Here is a 20,317-nt window from a genome sequence, read left to right on the forward strand (position 1 = left end):
TTAGGCTAATGGCTACTACTGCCTTCACCATTCGGGACTTTAACCCTAGAGATAACGCCCATGCTGGGCGCACATGAAAAACGACCTGCCAGCCACGCAGGTCGTTTTATTATATCGTTAGAAAGCGAAGGCGAATCCATTTCCATTGACTCGATCTAGCTTATGGATTTTTGATTTCTATGGTCTCGACGCGGACGTTCACCGCTTCCACGAAAAGGCCTGTCAATGCTTCTACAGATTCCTTAACCTTCTCCTGCAGCGTGTGGCACACTTGGTGAATCGGCGCTCCGTATTGCACAGATACTCGCATATCGATGGTGACTCTGTCGTCTGTGACAAACACCGTGATCCCTTTTGCCCCTCCATTGATTTTTTTAGCCAAATCCTGATACAGCCCACCGGATCGAACAGATACCTCAAGCACTTCTTCAACCGCCACTCCAGCAATGACTGCAATCACTTGATCTGCCACTCTGATATCACCGAGCCTGTCAGCCATCTGGACGTCCTCCTCTTCGCCCGAATAGTTCGCTTTCCCTATCTGGGTCCATTTACCTTTTTATTCATTATAAACAAATCAAGCTTGGGCTTGGAAGGGAATTTGTTTTTTTCTCTCGGTCAATGTCGGTGCGCTGCAGCGAACATCAAGCAGCGTCAACCGCTCGCTGGAAAGCGCCTGCTTCAATTGCTGTTCTAGGGACGACACACCCTCCACGACCTGCCCTTGGGCACCGCAAGCCTCTGCCCACAACACAAAATCGGGGTTGTGCAGGCTTACACCAAATGGCTGATAGCCTGCCTGTACCATTTTCATTTGTTCTAGACCTAGAGTCCCGTTATTCACCACGATGAGTACAAAGGCCGTTTGCTGTTCCACCGCTGTCATCAGCTCGGCAAGATTCATCTGGAATCCACCATCGCCAGTCACGCAAACCACCTGTTTTTCTGGATGCGTCAGCTTGGCGGCAATGGCAGCGGGCAGGCCAAATCCCATCGTGCGCCATTTACCAGAGAATAAAGGAACCTGCTGTGTCCCCCGAAATGCCCGGTTAAACCAGATTGTATGCTCCCCAGTATCAAGGACGATGATCGCATCCTCCTCCACCACTTTTCCGAGTGTATGGAACAATGTTTCTGGTTTTACCAATTCATCCGGCTTTTGCTGTGTAATCCTAAGTGTCTCCTCCCAAAAACGGGCATGCCATCGCTCTACCTGTTCTTCCCAAGCTTGGTCTATTCGACGAGATTCTAAACGCCTCAGCCATAAAGGCAGCACATCATCCAAATCTGCCGTCACCGATTGCAGCTTGGGGTGGGCGTGAATCGATTCAGGATTTGTATCTACATGAACAATCGCCAGCTCCTTTGGCAAAAAAGCTCGCGGGAACCAGCTCGCCCCTAAAATCAGCAGAACATCAGCCTCTGCCAAAGCAAGTAGAGCTGTCTCACTGCCCCCTTCTCCCAAGCCACCCAAAACGAGTGGATGAGAATCCTCCAGAACCCCTTTTGCCCCGAGCGTCAGCAAAATACCAGCACCCAGTTGTTCAGCCAGTTGGCGGCAGCCTTGTGCTGTGTCCCTTGCCCCGATCCCAAGCAGGACGAGAGGTCTTTTCGCATTCATAAGCTGCTCTTGTGCATATTCCATTTCTAATCGGTCTGGGCGTACAGCCGCAGTTACACGTGGCAGCTCTGGAACAAGAGGAGCATCTGTCATCCGTTCAAAGACATCCTTGCATATGGCCACATGTGCTACCCCTTTTTGGTGCATGGCACAAACAAAGGCTTTGTGCATGACTTCCCCTATCGCCTGCGGATGGACGACGGTAGTCGAGTAACGCGCAATGGGTCTTATCACATCTTCTAGCGGGATGTATTGCTTGTAGCCTCCCCCCAGCTTTTGCGTCTCTACGTGTCCAGTTATGGCAATGACCGGTACGCGATCGGAGTAAGCATCTGCCAGCCCGTTCAACAAGTTAATGGCACCTGGCCCCATCGTAGCCGTACAAACGGCTGGTCTGCCCGTCAATTTTGCCTCCGCGCTTGCCATCATCGCGGCAGCAGCCTCATGCTTGCACGCTATGTACTCCAGCTTGTCCTGGCGCCCCAAAGCATCCAGCCATGCAAATATGGCATCACCCGCTACACCGTATACCCGCGTTACTCCCCACTGAACCAACTGCTCGGTGATAAACTGGGCTACCTTCATCCGTCTGCCTCCCTGTTATTTAAGTGAGTTTGTCATCCGCTAGTCTACGCAATCCCCAACTTTTTACTAAGGCTGGTTGACGGAATTTGGGTAACCTAACAATTATCATCTGGGTGTTGTTGCACCCTAAAGAAGGAGGATTTGCCATGAAGCAGCCTTTCAAATGGCTAATGGCTGTTGTGGTAGTTGCAATTTTAGTCACGACTGCTGTAGTGGTTTTGCCCATGCCCTCTGGTGCCTTTAGTCAACAAATCGTCAAGGTAGGAGCGGAAGGGAAGGACGTCCGTGAAATGCAAGGACGACTGAAATTTTTGGGCTTCTATACCGGAGGTGTGGATGGCATTTTTGGTTGGCGCTCTTACTGGGCGTTGCGCAACTTTCAATACGAGTTTGGGTTGAAGGTTGACGGAGTGCTTGGTCCGAAAACAAAAGTAAAGCTATACAATGCAACAACGCAATACAAGCCTACTGCCGCTGAACTGGGTGTGCCGGAAACCTCGCAGGCAGCACCGAGTGCACCAAGCGCACCAAGTGCTCCCAAAAAAGAAACGTATCGTGCCGCGGGAATCTCTGCGAATGATTTACGCTTGATGGCCAATGCTGTCTACGGTGAATCGCGTGGCGAACCGTACATTGGTCAGGTGGCCGTTGCCGCTGTTATCTTGAACCGAACCAAGAATGCGGCGTTTCCAAACACGCCTGCCGGTGTCATTTTTGAACCGCGTGCCTTTACAGCAGTAGCAGATGGTCAAATCTGGCTGACGCCAAACGAGCAGTCCAAAAAGGCCGTGAACGATGCCCTGAAAGGCTGGGACCCTACCGGAGGCGCCATATACTACTTCAACCCGGATACCGCTACCTCTGGCTGGATTTGGAGCCGTCCACAAATCAAAAAGATCGGCAGACATATTTTCTGCCGCTAGGATCAAACAAAAACAGGCACGGTCGTCATTGACCACGTGCCTGTTTTCTTTTTGTGTCTTTCCCATGTTAAGATCGTTGATTCTGCACGTGCTGAGCCATTTTTACAAAGCGCTCTTCTGGCTCTGTCGTCCCGCATACCCCACATTGAACCATATAGGATTCACCTTTGTACGGCTGATGAAACATGTCCAGCTGTTCCGAGCTTAGCTCCGCTACCACTTCGCCCGATTGCGGATCGAGCCGCATATAGCGTGGTGTCTGTTCGATGACGGTAAATCTCATCCGATTTGACTTGCACGTCGGGCACAGTAAAGGCTTTGTCATACGAGCCACCTCCCAATTTTTCATTCACTGTTTAGTTTCTTCCACGAGAGGAACGCTATACCTACGTGGACAAAAATCCAGAAGGATATGGTGATTTTTTGCGCATAGGGTAAACTATCTACTCTGCACTTATCCAATCAACCATTCACACAGACGAGGTGATCGGAATGAACTTGCGGCTCTTTTTTTCACTGGTGGGTGCCTCTCTCCTTTTGGCTGCATTCGCCCATTATTTCACCGAAAATGAGATGTTTCAATTTGCAACCTCCTCGCTCGCCATCATCTTTTTGGCCGCGTGGTTAGGCAAATCAACAGAGAGCGTGGCTCACTACGCGGGAGATCGCATCGGTGGCTTTCTCAATGCGACCTTTGGCAACGCAGCTGAGCTGATCATCGCTTTTTTTCTCGTGAAAGAAGGGCTTTTTGACATGGTTAAAGCCTCTATCACAGGGGCGATTATCGGGAATATGCTGCTCGTGCTTGGGCTTAGCGTATTTTTGGGTGGTCTTAAATACAAGGAGCAGACATTTAACAGCAGACTGGCGGGACACAATGCATCGCTGATGACACTGGCGATTGTTGCCTTGTTCATCCCTGCTGTCTTCATGCAGGAGCTGCCACCAGTCAAGATTGAGACCTTGAGCATCGTCATTGCCGTTCTACTCATCATCGCCTATGTTCTGTGGCTCGTATTTTCGATGGTCACTCACAGTGATTTTTTATCAGACATCGAGCCGCATAGCAGTGAAGCTGTTTGGTCCAAAGGCGTTTCCATCATCATGCTAGCCGTCTCTACCGTGTTCGTTGCAATTGTTTCCGAATGGCTCGTACATGGGGTCCAGCACGTTTCACAGTCACTGGGGTGGTCAGAGCTGTTCGTCGGTGCTTTTGTAATTGCCATCATCGGAAACGCAGCTGAACATAGCGCAGCGATGCTTTTGGCTTTGAAGGGCCGGATTGGCGCAGCCGTTGAAATTGCGATTGGCTCCAGCTTGCAAATTGCTCTCTTTGTGGCTCCTACCCTCGTGTTAGTCAGCCTGCTGATTGGCAAGCCCATGGACATCGTTTTTTCTCCGTTTGAACTCGCTGCAATTGGGGTCGCAACCTTTATCACGATTTCCATTACCCGAGACGGAGCAACAAACTGGTTTGAGGGTGTCCTTCTCCTCACCGTCTACATCATCCTAGGGACCGCTTTTTTCTTTGCCTAGGAAATTGGTCAGGTACGTACGAAAAAAGGACTGCAGGTGGCTTAGATCAAGCCCAGCAGTCCTTGTTCGTGTATATTTCACTACAGAATCCCCAATGTATTCAAAAAGACGAAAATAATTGCCAGCGGTGCTACGTATTTGAGCAAGAGCAGCCAAACAACAAACAGCTTTTTGCCCAATCGGGAATCCGCCTGTAATTCCGCGATCAAGACCTCACGTTTCATTTTAAACGGAACGAAGATCGCAATCAGTAAAGCTCCGAGCGGCATCAACAAATTGCTTACCAAAAAATCAACCGCATCAAAGATTGACTTGCCGAACAGAGTAAACTCGCTCCAAATACCAAAGGAAAGCGCAGAAGGGACTCCGGCAGCAAAAATGAGCAAGCCGATCAACCAGGATAGACGCTTTCGCTTGGCCTCATCTCCTTTTGCCAAAGACGCCACAATGATCTCGAGCATGGAAAAGGCTGAGGTCAAGGTTGCAAACAGGAACAATGCCAGGAAAATCAGCAGGAAGAAGCTACCGAATGCAAGCTTTTCAAACACAGATGGCAGAACGATAAAAAGTAGTCCTGGCCCTGCAGTCGGCTCAACTCCGAGTGAAAAAACAGCCGGAAAAATTGCAAGTCCTGCAAACAAGGAAACAAATACATTCAAGCTGACAATGGAGCCAGCCGAGCGCACAAGACTCTCATTTTTTGCCAAATAAGAGCTGTATGTTACCATCACAGATACCCCAACACTCAAGGAAAAGAAGGACTGTCCCATGGCATACAAGATCGATTGGGCATCCAGCTTCGAAAAATCAGGACGCAAAAAGAAGGACACCCCTTCCATTGCTCCTTCTAGCGTAAGAGAACGAACCATCAGCACCACAAATAAAATAAACAGTGCAGGCATCATGTACTTGTTGGCTGATTCAATTCCGCTTTGCACCCCACGAGCTACTACCCAGGCTGTGATTAGCATGAACACCAATTGTGCAGCCACAGCGCCAATCGGGTCAGCAATAACCTCTCCGAATAGCGTGTCATAATGAGGACCTGTAATTTGACCAGTTAGACCTCGCAGCAAATAGGACAAAATCCAGCCCCCTACCACGCTATAGAACGAAAGCAGTAGAAAGCAGGTGATCACACCCAGACGCCCTACCCAATGCCACAAAGTACCTGGGGCAATCGTTCGATAAGCGGAAATGGCCTCTTTTTGGGTACTCCGTCCAATCGTGAACTCACCGAGTAGCAGCGGAAGTCCAATTACCACAGTAAACAGCAAAAATAAAAGAAAAAATGCCCCTCCTCCGCTCGTTCCTACGATATAAGGAAACTTCCAGATTGCTCCCAGACCGATTGCTGAACCTGCTGCCGCTAGAATAAAGCCTAGCCTGCTCGTCCATTGCTCGGTTTGTTTCATAACCATTTTCACTCCTCTGTGTGTCCATCATGTTGTTTGTAGAAAACAAAAAAAACCCGTCCACAAAAGGGACGAGTTTTTTCGCGGTACCACCCTGATTAAGCATGGAATTACACTTATTTCCATACCTCACTTGATCATCGATAACGGAATGACCCGATTTTCTCCTACTGGTTATATACTTTCAGAGAATTGCTCTGGAGGGAATTCCACGGCTCACACTTCAAAGCTGCTTACAGTCTCTGGCAGCCTCTCCCTGTCAAGCGGACGATCCGTGTACTGGTCTCCATCATCGCATTTTCCACGATAAAAAACATAGTTACAAATTTAATATACACACATAAAATAAGCAAGTTCTTTTTTTAGACAAAATGAAAAGCGAGGAATATCGCTTGCTCTCCTCGCTTTTACTTCTGATTATACAATTCATGGAGATGAGCCAATTTGCGTTCCAGGGACCCCATAATTTCCCGGCCGATCTCTTCACCAATAAGTCCTAGGCGTACCGCATACTCTACCTCACGGGAAAGCCCGAACATCTGAGTATCTAGTACCTCTTCATACAGTGGGCACTGCGGCATAGTCAGGTTCTCCATCTGTACGTCGATCAGTTTATAAATCTTGTCTGCGTCTGCTTGAAGCAACGCTAGCGCTTTTTGTTCCAGATCGGGAACCTTAATTTCTGTCAAAACCTATCCCTCCGTTTGCCTCCATCCTTAACATACATAGTACGTTATTCTGGGCCATTTGAAAAGGGGCGAAGAACGAACAACTGCAAGAAGCTAAAAGATACCAAGTTTCCACTCTTTTGAGAGTAGCCTGAGCAGCTCGACTCCAGCAACCGAGTTTCCTTTTTCATCTAAAGTAGGTCCGAAAACCCCAATGCCCATTTTCTGAGGCACCGTCGCCATAATCCCGCCAGCGACGCCGCTTTTTGCTGGTATTCCAACATCAATGGCAAACTCTCCCGAAGCGTTGTACATGCCACAAGTTACCATGAATGTCTTGCAAATACGCGCAACCTCCTCTGGGAAGTGCCGCTCCCCTGTTTGCATATCCATTCCGTCTGCGGCAAGGACCATCCCCATCCTGGCAACATCCTTGGCCGTTACCTCTATCGAACAGTAACGAAAGTATAGATCCAAGGTCTCCTCTACATCCGTGGTCAAAATGCCGCTATCCTTCAGGAACCAGGCGAGTGCTCGATTGCGGTCAGCTGTCCTTTTCTCCGAACAGTAGACTGCTTCATTCACACAAATGCTCGGATTTCCCGTCATTTTGCGAAGCATGTCCAAGACACTATTCAACCGCTCGTCTATATTATTTCCTTGGATCATACCTGCAACCGCGATAGCTCCTGCATTGATCATCGGATTTAACGGCTTGTGCGGCTTGATCGTCTCTAGTTTGATAATAGAGTTGAAGGGATCTCCCGTTGGCTCTTTTCCCACCCGCTCGAATACATGCTTTTGGCCATTTTGGCAGAGCGCAATGATGAGCGAAAAAATTTTGGAGATGCTTTGCAGCGTAAAGCGAACATCTACATCCCCGACTGATAATAGCGTTCCATCCGAAAAACAGACACTAATACCCAATTGCTTCGGGTCCTCTTTTGCTAACTCTGGAATATACGATGCGACACTGCCTTTATTCGTATAAGCCGAAGCCTGATTCAAAACATCTTCCAATTGCTTTGTTGCCAAAGCTTTGTCCATATACTCTCCCCTCTTGCCACTCACAGTTGTCATATGTAAATTGTAGATATCAAAAGGGTCACTGTCAAATGCTGGCACCCTACTTACGAATTACGCTCGCGAGCCGCTCCATGGCTTCGATCAGAATCAATCTGGGGCAGCCAAAATTAATGCGTTGGAAGCCCTCACCCTCTGGGCCAAACGTAACTCCGTCATGCAAACCGAGCTTGGCTTCCTGACGAAGCAGCTTGTTTAACTCTGCCTGGGACAGGCCCAATGAGCGAAAATCCATCCACCCGAGATAGGTAGCCTCCGGAACCGCCATCGAAACCTCCGGAAGTCTGTCTGCCAAGAATCGATTCAGGTAATTTGCATTCTCCCTCAGATAGACAAGCAGCTCCTCCAGCCACACCTCACCATGTCGATACGCCGCAATCGTAGCTTCCATTCCGAACAAATTCAAATTTTCGTAGCCCATTTTGGAAGCAGTTCGTGAAAAATCTCGCAGCAGCTGGCTGTTCTCTGTCAACAAATAGGAGGTGAACAATCCAGCTAGATTGAAGGTCTTGCTCGCTGACAAAAAAGTAACGCTGTTTCTGGAAAGCTCAGGTGACAGGGAGTAATACGGCGTGTGGCTGCCTTCTTTGAGTATCAGGTCTGCATGAATCTCATCGGTCACAACAATCACTCCCTGCTGCGTACACAGCGCCCCTAGCCTTTCCAGCTCTTCTTTGGTCCACACACGTCCAACCGGATTATGCGGACTGCACAAGAGCATCAGCTTTACAGCAGGATCACTTAATTTTTTCACCAGATCGTCCCAATCCATTTCGTAGCGCCCCTCGTTCTGAACGAGAGAGCTGGCAACTACCTGACGCCCACGGTTTGTGACTGCATGAAAGAAGGGGTGATAGACCGGTGACTGAATCAATACCTTTTCACCCACTTGCGTAAAGGCCTCGATCGCGACATGCAAGCCTGGCACCACTCCCGTTATCCCCGTCATCCAGCTCTGTTCTACCGTGACGCCAAAACGCTTCTGGATCCATTCCTGCAAGCTCTGATAAAAGGCTGCCTGCTTCATCGGATAGCCATAGATCGGGTGGGAAGCTCTTTTAATCAGCGCTTCCGTCACTTCTGGCGGGCAGGCAAAATCCATGTCTGCCACCCACAATGGCAGCATCCCCTCTGCATTGTAATCCGGGTGGTTTGTCTCCCACTTTACACTATTGGTTCCTGTTCGATCGATTCGCTCATCAAAGCTGTATCTCACTCACTTTCACCTCTTTATCGTTTCTACTATTCAGAATATACTTTTTTTCATTCCATGGACAAGTGTAATCGCTGTTTGCCTCCTTTCTACCCCTGCGGTACAATAAATCAGGTACGCTACTACATATTGGAGGTTTGCCTCATGTCTGATGTAATCGTGTTTAAAGGGGCCGTCTCTTTCCCTATTACCTTAGATCCGACTGTCTGGGTTTTTGATGAGAGAAAATTTGATCTTTCCTCCTATACGGGTGAAACTGATACAGATTTGTCCAAGCAAGCCAAATACCTGCAAGGAACCGGTACACAATGGGACAAGGAGCTTCGTGAGGGCGCAACCTTGCCACAGGAGCGGCGCACGCTGGCAGAAGAGCGTAAAGTGCTGGAGGGCGAGTACGGCATCCATTTGGACCCTTTTATTACAAATGCGCAGCCACTGCCAGAAGCGACACATGTTCGTCTTCACCGCGAGAATCAAGAGTCCGTCGTCCTTCCGCTAGAAGAAGCGAGACGTGCCATCTTGCAATTTTCCAAGGACGGCAGGCCGATTAAAGAAAACGGACCCGTATACTTCTATCTCCCTGAGACACTGCTCGCAAAGGAAGAACCGTTGACTGGAATCACTGCACTTGAATTCATAACAGCTCCATAGCTGCTTTCTTTTTTAAGAAAGAAAAAGAAAAAGCCATCCGCTACGAATAGGGATGGCTTTCATGTTAAATTTCAAATCGAATATTTTTTGGAGTTAAGCACTAACCTGACCAATTCGAATCTCTCGATGCTTTAATTCTGCTTTGAGCAAGTCAATAAAAGCAGAATCTAGTTGAAGGTCGATAGCTCGATGATATACTTCTATCAACATTTGGTCGCTCAAGTATTTCACCTTTGCTCACCTCCATCTTGTTTATGAGCCCATTGTAACAGATGCATAGAAAACGAACAATCGTTCTGATATCCACAACACATGTGGACATCTTGTTAGTAACTTGTGGGCAATTTGTGTGTAACTGATCAAAAGCGAGAGGGGACGATGTGGATTTTTCTTCCAGCCTTATCCACATGATGTCAGTTTTTGTCGAACGATTTTCGAAAACTTTTAGTCATATTTTAGTCATAAAAAAAGCCATTCCCATAATAGGAACGGCTTTTTTCATCTTCATTGATTAGCTCAACACTTTTTTGATGCGTTCAATTGCCCAATCGAGATCTTCTTTGCTGATCACGAGTGGTGGTGCGAAACGGATCGTTGTTTCATGTGTTTCTTTGCAAAGCAGTCCCAGCTCTTTCAGCTGCTCGCAATAAGGACGAGCTGCTGTTGTCAGCTCCACACCGATGAACAGACCGCGACCGCGGATTTCTTTGATCGCTGGGTTATTGATTTCTCTGAGTTTACCGATGAAGTACTCACCCATTTCCAGGGAGCGTTGAACCAATCCTTCATCAGCCAATACATCCATAGCAGCGATTGCTACAGCACAACCGAGTGGGTTTCCACCGAAAGTAGAACCGTGGGAGCCTGGCTCGAATACACTGAGGATTTCTTTGTCAGCTGCGATTGCAGAGATTGGGAACACACCACCGCCAAGAGCTTTACCCATAATGTACATATCTGGTTTAACATCTTCCCAATCGCTTGCGAACATTTTACCTGTCCGGCCAAATCCAGTTTGGATTTCATCGCATACCAAGAGAACGTTATTTGCTTTACACAACTCTTGTGCTTGTTTCAAGAAACCTTCTTGAGGAATGAGGATACCTGCTTCCCCTTGAATTGGTTCCAGCATGAATGCTGCTGTATTTGGAGTGATCGCTTGTTTCAACGCTTCGATATCACCATAAGGAATGATTTTGAAGCCAGGTGTGAAAGGACCAAAGCCACGTCTATAGCCTTCATCAGAAGAGAAAGATGTTACAGTAACGGTACGGCCATGGAAGTTACCTTCACAAACGATGATTTCTGCTTGGTTTTCAGGTACTTTTTTCACATCATATGCCCATCGGCGAACGGCTTTCAGTGCTGTCTCAACGGCTTCAGCACCTGTATTCATTGGCAGGATCATTTCTTTTCCAGTCAGGGCAGACAGTTTTTCGTAGAATTCTCCCAATTGATCGTTATAGAAAGCACGAGAAGTCAAGGTAACTTTGTCTGCTTGATCTTTCAACGCTTGGATGATGCGTGGGTGACGGTGACCTTGGTTCAGTGCGGAGTAAGCACTGAGCATATCGAGGTATTTATTGCCCTCTGGATCTTCAACCCATACGCCTTCAGCTTTGGAGATAACAATTGGGAGCGGATTATAGTTGCGCGCACCGAATTTTTCTGTTTGATCAATTACAACTTGTGTTTTTCCCATGTGAATGTCCTCCTTCAATGTCACTTGCTTTTATTTAACTTTGCAAGATCGATGCCAACAAAAAGACCACTAGGAATCACGCTGATTCAGCGAATTGAACGCAAAATATTTTTGCATGCAACATTTTCTTATTAGAGCTATGCATAAACATTTTGCACCACCTTTGTTTCGTGTTATGATATTTTTATGAAGAAAGGCTGGTGAATTACTGTGTCGTCTTCGATGCCCTATTCTACACTCGACACGTTTTTGAGCATCTACGAACATATATTGGACAGAATGAATGAAGGCGTGCATGTCATTGACGCTCTGGGCACTACGATTGTTTACAATCAGAAAATGACGGAATTAGAATCCATGGCGAGACAGGATGTTCTGCACAAGCCTTTATCTGAAGTATTTCAGTTCCCAAACGGTCAAGAAAGCACGCTGCTCACCTGCTTACGAACTGGAAATAGTATTCGCAATACAAGACAAACGTATTTTAATGACAAGCAAAAAGAAATTACGACCATCAACAATACGTATCCCATCGTGGAAAACGGACAAATCGTCGGCGCTATGGAAATAGCCAATGACGTAACCAAAATGGAACGTCTCATTCGTGAAAACCTGTTGCAAAAAAATGGCTCCAGGTACACGTTCGATCAAATCATCGGGAAAAGTACCCCCATTCTCGATGTAATTGAAAATGCCAAACGGGCTGCGCGAACCTCATCCTCCGTATTGGTTGTAGGTGAAACGGGCGCGGGCAAGGAACTGTTTGTGCAAAGCATACACAACGCTAGCTTGCGGGCATCCGGGCCGCTCATTTCCCAAAACTGTGCAGCACTTCCTGACAGTCTGATTGAGGGTCTCTTGTTCGGGACCGCTCGTGGTGCGTTTACTGGCGCGGTTGAGAGACCAGGCTTGTTCGAGCAGGCTGAGGGCGGGACGCTTTTTCTCGATGAAATCAACTCGCTTAGTATGCCACTGCAAGCAAAATTGTTACGTGCCTTGCAGGAGAAGTCCATTCGCCGGATTGGCGACACAAAAGACCGTTCCATCGATGTTCGCATCGTTGCCGCGATCAACGAAGACCCCGTAGAAGCAATTGCCAATCAGCATTTGCGAAAAGACCTATATTATCGCCTGGGAGTTGTCACATTGTTTTTGCCTCCTCTACGGGAGAGAAAAGAAGATATTTCTGCGCTGACTTCGCACTTTATTGAAAAGTATAATGAGCTGTTTCAAATGGAAGTGACTGGTGTAAGTGATGATGTTCTGCACTTTTTCCGAGAGCATGATTGGCCTGGGAATGTGCGCGAGCTGCAGCATTTGATCGAAGGCGCAATGAATTTAATGATCGATGAAACTACGATACGCTACGATCACTTGCCGCTCCATTTTTTGCGCCGCGCTCCTGCCAATTCAGTCGTCACTCCACAGCAGCAGCCACCAATCCTTTCGTTCACCGAGGACGGCCGCTCGTTAAAAGAAACGATGCAGGAATTTGAAACTGCCTACATTCACCATGTCGTGGACCGCTATAATGGAAATATTTCACGCGCTGCCAAAGAACTACAAATTAGTCGGCAAAGTCTTCAATACCGTTTGCGGAAATTAGGTATGAAGAGTTAAAATTCAAGGTTTCTTCACTAAACGCCAAATAATTTGGCGTTTTTTTAATTATTTTGCACAAAAACGAAAATTTTTTTTGCACTTTATCCATAAACTTCCACCCCACGCTTGATTTCATCTGCGTCTTTCTTTTGGTATCATTCTTGCTATGCATATATCACGCTTGAAAACGTATTCATTCATGCTATATTTTTTGCGTTAGGAGAGGGTTAAATGAACACGAGCTATGAACAACAAAATGAACTAAAACGCAGCATGAGTAGTAGACATCTCTTCATGATTTCTCTCGGAGGGGTTATAGGAACCGGATTGTTCCTCGGTTCTGGCTATACAATCAGTCAGGCTGGACCTATTGGGACCATTCTTTCCTTTCTAGTTGGTGGCTTTATCATGTATTTGACGATGCTTTGCCTGGGCGAATTGACCGTGGCGATGCCCGTGTCCGGTTCGTTTCAGACCTACATGACTCGCTTCGTCAGTCCTTCCCTCGGTTTTGGTGTAGGCTGGCTGTATTGGTTAGGCTGGGCGGTAACGGTCGCTCTTGAGCTGTTGTCCTCTGGACTGTTGATGCAGCGCTGGTTCCCTGACTCTCCCGTCTGGATGTGGTGTGCTCTTTTTGGTGGTGTTCTTTTCCTGTTGAATGCGTTATCAGCGCGAGCTTTTGGTGAATCAGAATTTTGGTTTTCCAGCATTAAAGTAAGCGCTATCATCTTGTTTATCATTTTAGGCGGAGCCGCGATGTTTGGTCTGATTGATTTAAAAAACGGACAGCCGGCACCGATGTTCTCGAATTTCACGAATTCACCTTTGCTGCCCCACGGGATTACAGGTCTGTTGATGACCATGATTACAGTGAACTTCTCCTTTCAAGGAACGGAGCTCATCGGTATCGCTGCTGGGGAAAGCAAGGAGCCTGAGAAGACGATTCCACAATCGATCCGAAATACGGTTTGGCGTACACTCGTATTCTTTATTCTTGCGATTTTCATTTTGGCTGGTATGATTCCACACGAGCAGGCTGGTGTGATTGAAAGTCCTTTTGTTGTCGTATTCGACAGTATCGGTATTCCGTATGCCGCTGATATTATGAACTTTGTCGTTCTCACTGCTCTGTTGTCCGTAGCAAACTCCGGACTGTACGCAGCTACCCGGATGCTTTATGCCCTTTCAAATGAAGGAATGGCTTCCAAAAAACTCGCTGCAGTAACCAAAAAAGGCATTCCAATGAATGCGCTTTCGATTACGTTTGTCATTGCGCTTTTGTCCCTGTTGTCCGGTTTTTTTGCTGAAAACACGGTGTTCATGGTTCTGCTGTCGATCGCGGGCCTAGGTGCACAGGTAGGCTGGATTTCGATTTCAGCATCCCAGCTCGCCTTCCGTCGCCACTACTTGAAAAATGGTGGGAAGCTTGAGGATCTCAAGTTCCGTACTCCGCTCTATCCGATCGTCCCTATTGTTTCTTTGGTGTTGAACCTGACAGTTTTGGTCAGCCTTGCTTTCGATCCGGAGCAGCGTATTGCCCTCTACTGCGGTATTCCGTTTATGATTATCGCGATCATCGTTTACCAGCTTCACTATAAGAAAAAGCTGGAGCCTACGAGCTAATTCGCGCTTTCGAACATGATTCTTTGGAACCAAAAGAAAAGCTTGCAGCTCTTTGTAGAAGCTGCAAGCTTTTTGTATTCTATGCAATGCTCGTCGCTCGTGTTACACGGAAATCCGTACAATCTCTGTAATCACTACCATTGCAAATACAGCGAATCCAAGGGAACTTGTTACCAGTAACATCCTTTTTAACTTCTTCATATCTTCCATATCTGATTCCCTCTCTTTCATACGCCAGTCATCTCTACCGTTATATACGTACTTCCGATGGAAAATGTTTCAATTCCGCCCGATTTTTTTCGGTGTCATTTTTATGAACGCGCAATCTTTGGATAGTCATTTCCGATCTGCCCAGTATCGCGCTGCATCTGATACATCATCCACGCCACCACTAACCCGACAACGAGACAGATTGTCCATGGAAGCCATGGAGTCTGGAGCCTAAAGCCAATGTCGTATACCCAGCCGCCAGCAACCTGCCCGAGTGAACCTCCGATCGCAATCGAATAGCCGTTAAACCCGTAGTACGCTCCTACGAGCTCTTTGGGAGCAAAGCGCGGAACAACATCAACTAAATTCGGCACTGCAATCATCGTACCCAGTGCGTAGAGGAATACGTCAACCAAAAGCATCCAGAGCGAGTCAGCAAAGGTAAAGAGGAACAGTCCCATGCTCATCACCAGTGTACCTATACCGATTAACGTCAGTCTTTGCTGGTAGCCCTCAAGCCACTGTGTCACTTTCATTTGGAACAGGATGACAAACAGTGATAGGGCAGACAGTACAATCCCGACGTACGCTTTGTTATGGGTCACATCCTCTACCAGCATCGGAATCGTTAAGAAAACCTGCATATTCAGGTAGTAATAGCCCATCAATATTATCGTAAAGCGCACAAAGCGCCGATCTTTCAGTACGATAGACATGCTCTCCCACACACTATGCCGCGTATTTGTTGCTGCGATCGGCGGCAGTAGCACAAAAGAGAGGATGGCATTAACGGCAAACATTCCGCCTGCAAATAACGATAAGTACGTAAAATCAACGGCAGACAAGGCAGTCCCTACAATTTGGGAGCCGACGACTGCTATATTCATTAATACATTCCGAAACGCAAATACCTCTTTGCGAATGGAATCTGGAGTCAAAACCGCAAAAGCCGCCGATCCCGCTGGATCAAAAAGCGCTCCGCCCAACCCTGACAAGATAGCAGCGACAAAAAATTGCCATGTTTCTGTACAGAAAGCAAACATGGCAAATCCGACGGCACGAATCCCCATACCGAGAACCATTGCGCCTTTGTATCCAAAAACATCTGCCATCACTCCGCCCAAAAAAGCAAAGCCCTGCTGGGAAAATTGTCTCACACTCAACACAAATCCAGCCATGGCAAGTGTCCAGCCGATACTGCCAGTTAAATATAGAGTGAGATATGGGATTAACGCATAAAATCCTAAATTCATTAAAAAGGATGTCGTTAACAGCAATTTTACTGAAAACGGCGTTTCTCTCCATATTTCCCGTTTCATCGTAAATACCCCTCGCTCTCCCGATACCCTACATGAAATAGGGATATCCCCAGCTTAAATAACAGGGTATAATTTGAGAAACGAACAATTTTGTATATTGTAATCAAATATTTAGATAAGAGGGATTCTCACCTTATGGACTTCGAACAATTGCGCGCTTTTTACACGTTGGCCCAGACGAAGAATTTTACCAAAGCGGCGGAAATGCTCCATTTGGTTCAGTCTACTGTGACTATGCGCATAAAACAACTGGAAGAAAAAGTAGGTAAGCCTCTCTTCATTCGGGACAAGCGAAGTGTGGAGATCACTCAAGCCGGGTTGACGCTGTTGCCCTACGCTGAGAGAATCCTCAAGCTTTCCCACGAAGCACTCAATGAGGTAGCATCCCTACAGCCTTATGAAGATTATTTGTCTATCGGCAGCCTGAATGCCATCTGGACCTCCACCCTAGAGCCGATCTTAAAGGAATACCACTACCGTTACCCACAGATTGCAATTAGCACAAAAACCGGACATTCCTCAGATGTTATCCAATACTTGCTGGACAACGTCATACAAATCGGGATTGTCTATGTACCACCATCTCTCCCCACATTTGATGTAATCCCTACCTGGGAGGACGAGGTTGTATTAGTCTGTGCTCCGGACAATTCGATCACCTCCGCGACTCATGTAGATTCCCGCGAGCTGCGCAATATGCCTCTTCTCTATATGAATTGGGGTCCCCCGTTCAACGAATGGATCAGACAGACGCTGCCGCGCAACTATGTGCCTAAACTGACAGTTGACAAAGCCGAGCTTGCGATTGATTTGATCAAGGAAGGCGTTGGCGTAAGCCTTTTGACCCGCTCAGCTGTCAAAGCTGATTTAGCTGCTGGAACCTTAAAGGAATTAATCATTACCGGAAATAAGCCACCGAAACGGTCTGCGTATATCGTTCTGCCCAAAGACAAAAAGAACAAACCCAGCGTAGAAAAATGGCTGGGTCTGATGAAAGAATGGGGATATTCGACTTAGGTTCTACTGAGATTGCTGCAATGGATTGGTGAGCGTATGGCGTCTACCCTCCCACCTTGCATGTCCGATACGCACGACAAAGTACCAAAACATCGAGAGCGCAAAGCCCGTCAATATATCGCTTAAATAATGGACGCCTAAATACACACGGCTGCCAGCTACCATCACGATAAAAATCAGGGCAACAGGCTGCACATAGTGAGACCAGCGCTTTTCCTGCCCCCAGCGACTTACCAAATAGGCGAGCATCAGATAAAAGGCTGAACCGACCATTGCATGACCGCTGGGGAAGGAGAACGAGGTTGGCAAATCGATCAGATGAAATCCGTCTGGGCGAGTCCGAGCAAACATCAGCTTCATCACTTCATTCACTAACTCGCATATCCCGAGTGTAAGTATGACCAGCATCGCTTTATCCCGATGTCCTTTTATGAAAAAAGCAATGACAAGCACTACACCCAATGGAGCCAATACGGTGCCACCACCAAAATGCGTTAGAAAATGAAAAACCGCAGTTAAGCCATCCGAACGAATTTCCGCCACCATCGCAAAGGCCACTTCATCCATTTTCGATACGGCATTTCTTGTGTACAAAATGAGCATGACCGCTGAAAAAATCGCAAACAAAAAAGCCCAAGCGTACAAGCCAGTCTCGCTTTTTCTCGCTCTCATATTACTCTCCTCTACTCATCAATGATTGGAGCGAATGAGCAAATCGTTCATCATCCTCTCTCGTCCTAGCGGCAGGTCCTCTCGTGCGCCCACCCCCACGCCGGTAACGAGCTTTTTCGTTTCGTTCCTCTAAATGAAAGGTGATTCGTTCCGGGTCGAAAATCATTCCATGCGGCGTGAGCGATAATCCTTTTTTTCCAAGAATCAAAGCAGCAAGACCGATATCCTGCGTGACCACTATATCCCCAGCGCGGGTTTCATTCGCCAGCTTCATATCGACCGCTTGCGGACCAGCGTCCACCGTGACGTGGTTATCAGAGCCAATTTGATGGTTGTAGCTGGCAAACGTCACACATTTCCAGCCAAGCCCTCTGCATAGCGTTTGTGCAATGATAAGTGCTTGTCGCGGACACGCATCTGCATCAATGAGCACGCGTTTTTCCTGCATTGTTTTCCACCTTCCACGCGCTTTTTTCTCTCCCCGTCAAGCCCCATTTTTGGTATGATGGATGTGGAGAGGAGTGAGATTACCTTTGCGCTATCAGTTTATACTTGATGAACGACTGGGCATTCGCCTTCCTGCGCTTGGCCTGGAGTGGGAAGAATATACTTCCTCAGAGAAAGATGACATTTTGCTGGAATGGGAAGAAATCCGTGCCACCATCCCTGACCGAATCATTCGAGTGGAAACCGTGATTATCGATAAAACCAAGCAAATGTCTGAAGAGGAGAATTTTGCTCGTTCGTGCGAATTGAACAGTGAAATTCACGAATTGGCCAGTGTCATTAATGATCTTAATATATGGTTCCGTGTCCAGCAAGACCACGAAGCCAAAATGCATCAATGACAAAGTGACCACCCTATACGAATGTGTATGCAAAAAAGCCCCCGGAGCAAGAGCAATCCTGGGGCTTTCGTGTATGGACGGATTAGCAGACGATCGTTACGACGCAGTTGTTTTTCGTTTTCGCGATAATTCAAGCGCCATCAGCCCAGTCACATGCGGAGCCGCCATCGATGTGCCATTTAGTTGTTTAAACTGATTCCCTGGCCACGTAGACAAAATTTCAACTCCAGGAGCCTTGGTATTTGCCCCCGCCCCGCGTGCACTGAACGACGCCAGCTTTCCCTTTTGATCGATAGCACTTACACCCACAACATTATTGTATCGGGCCGGATACTCTACTTCTCCTCCATTGTTGCCAGCAGACGCAACCATCATGATTCCACGCCCGCTCGCCCTGTCGACCGCCCTTGCCAATGACTCGCTGTATTGTGGCATCCCGAAGCTCATGTTGATAATGTCCATTTGGTTTTCCACTGACCAATCAATCGCGCGCAAAATCGTGGACAAGGACGATTTTCCAGCTTCTCCAAACGCTCGCACATCGTAGATCTCAGCTTCCGGGGAAACACCAACGATGCCCCTCTGATTTAATTCAGCGACGATGATCCCTGCCACATGTGTGCCATGCCCGTTTTGCCTGCCGCGTACAAGATCGACTCCGCCTCTTATCTGATCCTTCAAATCAAAATGCTCCCGGGAGATACCTGTATCAATGACTGCCACCTTCACACCTGCCCCACGGCCTTTGCGCCATAGCTTTTGTGCACCGACATATTTCACACCCCATGGCACTTCATCTTCTCCTTCGGCATGGACACTGATGGTTACATTTTCCTCGACCGTTGCCTCATATTTGCTGAAGTGCTTGTGATGGCGTTCGTACACATTTTGATTGACACACATACAGGATAAATCATGGAAGCAGCGCCAAGGAAGCTTCTCTGCTTTCCCCATGACATTTGCTTTTATTTCGGCGACAATCTCTTGAAACGGCATATTTTTTTGAAAGCTGATTATTTTCAATTCTCTAGCCTCCTGTCATGCAATGCTCTGCCTCATCCTATGTTCGCACTGCCTTGGTGGGTTTGGGCAAATACACACGTCTTCCAAAATAGGCGAATTACCGTAGCCATATGTCCAAGCAAATAACGACACGCTCCCATATAACTGCATAGGGCAGGCGTATTTTACAGGATGGGAGCGATCTACTATGGCAAAGAAAAAAAGCAAAGGCAAGACAAGTGATCTGTTGAAGAAAATTAATAAAAAAAGCAAAAAGAAATGGAATATGAAGGATATCAAGTCACTGGCCAAAGGCTACTCGAAAAAAGACCTGAAGGATGATAAAAAATTGAAAAGCCTGATTAAAAAAGTGAGCAAGGCTGTTGGAATCAAATTATCCGACAAGCAAATTTCCAGTGTTAAAAAACAAGTACATGAGAAATTAGGGTGAAAAAAATACAAAAGGGAGAGCAGAATGCTCTCCCTTTTGCTATTGCCAAACTAAGAACGATACAAGTTTAGTCGCAAGCACATGCAACAATTGTCAGCAATACGAACAATACCAGTATCAAAGCAAAATCGTCAAAGCCACCGTTAAACAGGCTACTCATTCGCTTTCCCTCCTTT

Annotated in this window: 22 protein-coding genes and 1 other annotated feature; of the genes, 8 read left to right on the forward strand and 14 right to left on the reverse strand. The window is 47.2% G+C overall.

The features are described 5' to 3' along the window. Positions 1-160: 160 nt before the first annotated feature. Together SB752_RS30340 and SB752_RS30345 are read right to left on the reverse strand one after the other, a co-directional pair. A complete protein-coding gene (locus SB752_RS30340; RefSeq protein WP_410719149.1) occupies positions 161-499 on the reverse strand; it encodes an Asp23/Gls24 family envelope stress response protein in 339 nt (112 codons plus the stop codon). 78 nt (positions 500-577) lie between these two features. Continuing rightward, entirely contained in the window at positions 578-2,206 is a 1,629-nt protein-coding gene (locus tag SB752_RS30345; RefSeq protein WP_410719150.1) for a thiamine pyrophosphate-binding protein, read from the reverse strand. A gap of 146 nt (positions 2,207-2,352) precedes the next feature. On the opposite strand from SB752_RS30345, the gene sleB reads away from it, so the two are divergent. Continuing rightward, positions 2,353-3,129 (forward strand): spore cortex-lytic enzyme, encoded by a 777-nt coding sequence (gene sleB / locus SB752_RS30350; RefSeq protein WP_410719151.1) that lies wholly within the window; start codon positions 2,353-2,355, stop codon positions 3,127-3,129. A 67-nt stretch (positions 3,130-3,196) separates the two neighbouring features. On the opposite strand, the gene SB752_RS30355 is transcribed toward sleB, so the two are convergent. Further along, positions 3,197-3,454, reverse strand: a complete 258-nt coding sequence (locus SB752_RS30355) for a hypothetical protein (protein WP_103105439.1) — start codon at positions 3,452-3,454, stop codon at positions 3,197-3,199. 167 nt (positions 3,455-3,621) lie between these two features. On the opposite strand from SB752_RS30355, the gene cax reads away from it, so the two are divergent. Further along, the gene (gene cax, locus SB752_RS30360) at positions 3,622-4,665 is read left to right on the forward strand and encodes a calcium/proton exchanger (protein WP_410719152.1); all 1,044 of its coding nucleotides are present in this window, start codon (positions 3,622-3,624) and stop codon (positions 4,663-4,665) included. Positions 4,666-4,745: 80 nt separating this feature from the next. On the opposite strand, the gene SB752_RS30365 is transcribed toward cax, so the two are convergent. From SB752_RS30365 to SB752_RS30380, 4 genes are all read right to left on the reverse strand, one after another. After that, on the reverse strand, positions 4,746-6,080 hold the full coding sequence (locus SB752_RS30365; protein ID WP_410719153.1) for a sodium-dependent transporter: 1,335 nt from the start codon (positions 6,078-6,080) through the stop codon (positions 4,746-4,748). A 64-nt stretch (positions 6,081-6,144) separates the two neighbouring features. Beyond that, positions 6,145-6,382: a binding site (T-box leader), on the reverse strand. A gap of 105 nt (positions 6,383-6,487) precedes the next feature. Beyond that, the gene (locus SB752_RS30370; protein WP_049740307.1) at positions 6,488-6,769 is read right to left on the reverse strand and encodes an Fpa/YlaN family protein; all 282 of its coding nucleotides are present in this window, start codon (positions 6,767-6,769) and stop codon (positions 6,488-6,490) included. 93 nt (positions 6,770-6,862) lie between these two features. After that, on the reverse strand, positions 6,863-7,795 hold the full coding sequence (glsA, locus tag SB752_RS30375; protein WP_410719154.1) for a glutaminase A: 933 nt from the start codon (positions 7,793-7,795) through the stop codon (positions 6,863-6,865). Between the two features lie 79 nt (positions 7,796-7,874). Further along, positions 7,875-9,047, reverse strand: a complete 1,173-nt coding sequence (locus tag SB752_RS30380; protein ID WP_410719155.1) for a MalY/PatB family protein — start codon at positions 9,045-9,047, stop codon at positions 7,875-7,877. A gap of 141 nt (positions 9,048-9,188) precedes the next feature. Here SB752_RS30380 and SB752_RS30385 point away from each other — a divergent pair, with 141 nt between their 5' ends. Further along, a complete protein-coding gene (locus tag SB752_RS30385; RefSeq protein ID WP_410719156.1) occupies positions 9,189-9,695 on the forward strand; it encodes a molybdopterin-binding protein in 507 nt (168 codons plus the stop codon). 93 nt (positions 9,696-9,788) lie between these two features. Here SB752_RS30385 and sda read toward each other — a convergent pair whose 3' ends face one another. Next, entirely contained in the window at positions 9,789-9,926 is a 138-nt protein-coding gene (gene sda / locus SB752_RS30390) for a sporulation histidine kinase inhibitor Sda (protein ID WP_103105445.1), read from the reverse strand. 280 nt (positions 9,927-10,206) lie between these two features. After that, positions 10,207-11,397 (reverse strand): ornithine--oxo-acid transaminase, encoded by a 1,191-nt coding sequence (locus tag SB752_RS30395; protein WP_410719157.1) that lies wholly within the window; start codon positions 11,395-11,397, stop codon positions 10,207-10,209. Between the two features lie 222 nt (positions 11,398-11,619). On the opposite strand from SB752_RS30395, the gene SB752_RS30400 reads away from it, so the two are divergent. Together SB752_RS30400 and SB752_RS30405 are read left to right on the forward strand one after the other, a co-directional pair. Further along, complete coding sequence (locus SB752_RS30400) at positions 11,620-13,017, forward strand: sigma-54 interaction domain-containing protein (RefSeq protein ID WP_410719192.1); 1,398 nt, start codon at positions 11,620-11,622, stop codon at positions 13,015-13,017. Positions 13,018-13,230: 213 nt separating this feature from the next. Further along, positions 13,231-14,622 (forward strand): amino acid permease, encoded by a 1,392-nt coding sequence (locus SB752_RS30405; protein WP_410719158.1) that lies wholly within the window; start codon positions 13,231-13,233, stop codon positions 14,620-14,622. A gap of 311 nt (positions 14,623-14,933) precedes the next feature. Here SB752_RS30405 and SB752_RS30410 read toward each other — a convergent pair whose 3' ends face one another. Next, a complete protein-coding gene (locus tag SB752_RS30410; protein WP_410719159.1) occupies positions 14,934-16,151 on the reverse strand; it encodes an MDR family MFS transporter in 1,218 nt (405 codons plus the stop codon). Positions 16,152-16,286: 135 nt separating this feature from the next. Here SB752_RS30410 and SB752_RS30415 point away from each other — a divergent pair, with 135 nt between their 5' ends. Beyond that, a complete protein-coding gene (locus SB752_RS30415) occupies positions 16,287-17,168 on the forward strand; it encodes a LysR family transcriptional regulator (protein ID WP_103105449.1) in 882 nt (293 codons plus the stop codon). Positions 17,169-17,171: 3 nt separating this feature from the next. Here SB752_RS30415 and SB752_RS30420 read toward each other — a convergent pair whose 3' ends face one another. Together SB752_RS30420 and SB752_RS30425 are read right to left on the reverse strand one after the other, a co-directional pair. Continuing rightward, positions 17,172-17,840 carry a phosphatase PAP2 family protein gene (locus SB752_RS30420; RefSeq protein ID WP_410719160.1) on the reverse strand — a complete coding sequence of 223 codons (669 nt, stop codon included), beginning with the start codon at positions 17,838-17,840 and terminating at the stop codon, positions 17,172-17,174. Between the two features lies 1 nt (position 17,841). Continuing rightward, positions 17,842-18,288: a DUF188 domain-containing protein gene (locus SB752_RS30425; protein ID WP_410719161.1), complete on the reverse strand. Its 447-nt coding sequence runs from the start codon at positions 18,286-18,288 to the stop codon at positions 17,842-17,844. A gap of 61 nt (positions 18,289-18,349) precedes the next feature. Between SB752_RS30425 and SB752_RS30430 the strand changes: the two genes are divergently transcribed. Then, on the forward strand, positions 18,350-18,688 hold the full coding sequence (locus SB752_RS30430; protein WP_410719162.1) for a hypothetical protein: 339 nt from the start codon (positions 18,350-18,352) through the stop codon (positions 18,686-18,688). A gap of 96 nt (positions 18,689-18,784) precedes the next feature. Here SB752_RS30430 and SB752_RS30435 read toward each other — a convergent pair whose 3' ends face one another. Then, positions 18,785-19,711 carry a S8 family peptidase gene (locus SB752_RS30435; RefSeq protein WP_410719163.1) on the reverse strand — a complete coding sequence of 309 codons (927 nt, stop codon included), beginning with the start codon at positions 19,709-19,711 and terminating at the stop codon, positions 18,785-18,787. 187 nt (positions 19,712-19,898) lie between these two features. Here SB752_RS30435 and SB752_RS30440 point away from each other — a divergent pair, with 187 nt between their 5' ends. Further along, positions 19,899-20,141 (forward strand): stage VI sporulation protein F, encoded by a 243-nt coding sequence (locus SB752_RS30440; RefSeq protein WP_410719164.1) that lies wholly within the window; start codon positions 19,899-19,901, stop codon positions 20,139-20,141. A gap of 67 nt (positions 20,142-20,208) precedes the next feature. Here SB752_RS30440 and SB752_RS30445 read toward each other — a convergent pair whose 3' ends face one another. Then, complete coding sequence (locus SB752_RS30445; protein WP_410719165.1) at positions 20,209-20,301, reverse strand: YjcZ family sporulation protein; 93 nt, start codon at positions 20,299-20,301, stop codon at positions 20,209-20,211. Positions 20,302-20,317: the final 16 nt, after the last annotated feature.

The sequence above is a fragment of the Brevibacillus sp. SIMBA_040 genome, assembly GCF_046535075.1.
Classification (GTDB): Bacteria; Bacillota; Bacilli; order Brevibacillales; family Brevibacillaceae; genus Brevibacillus.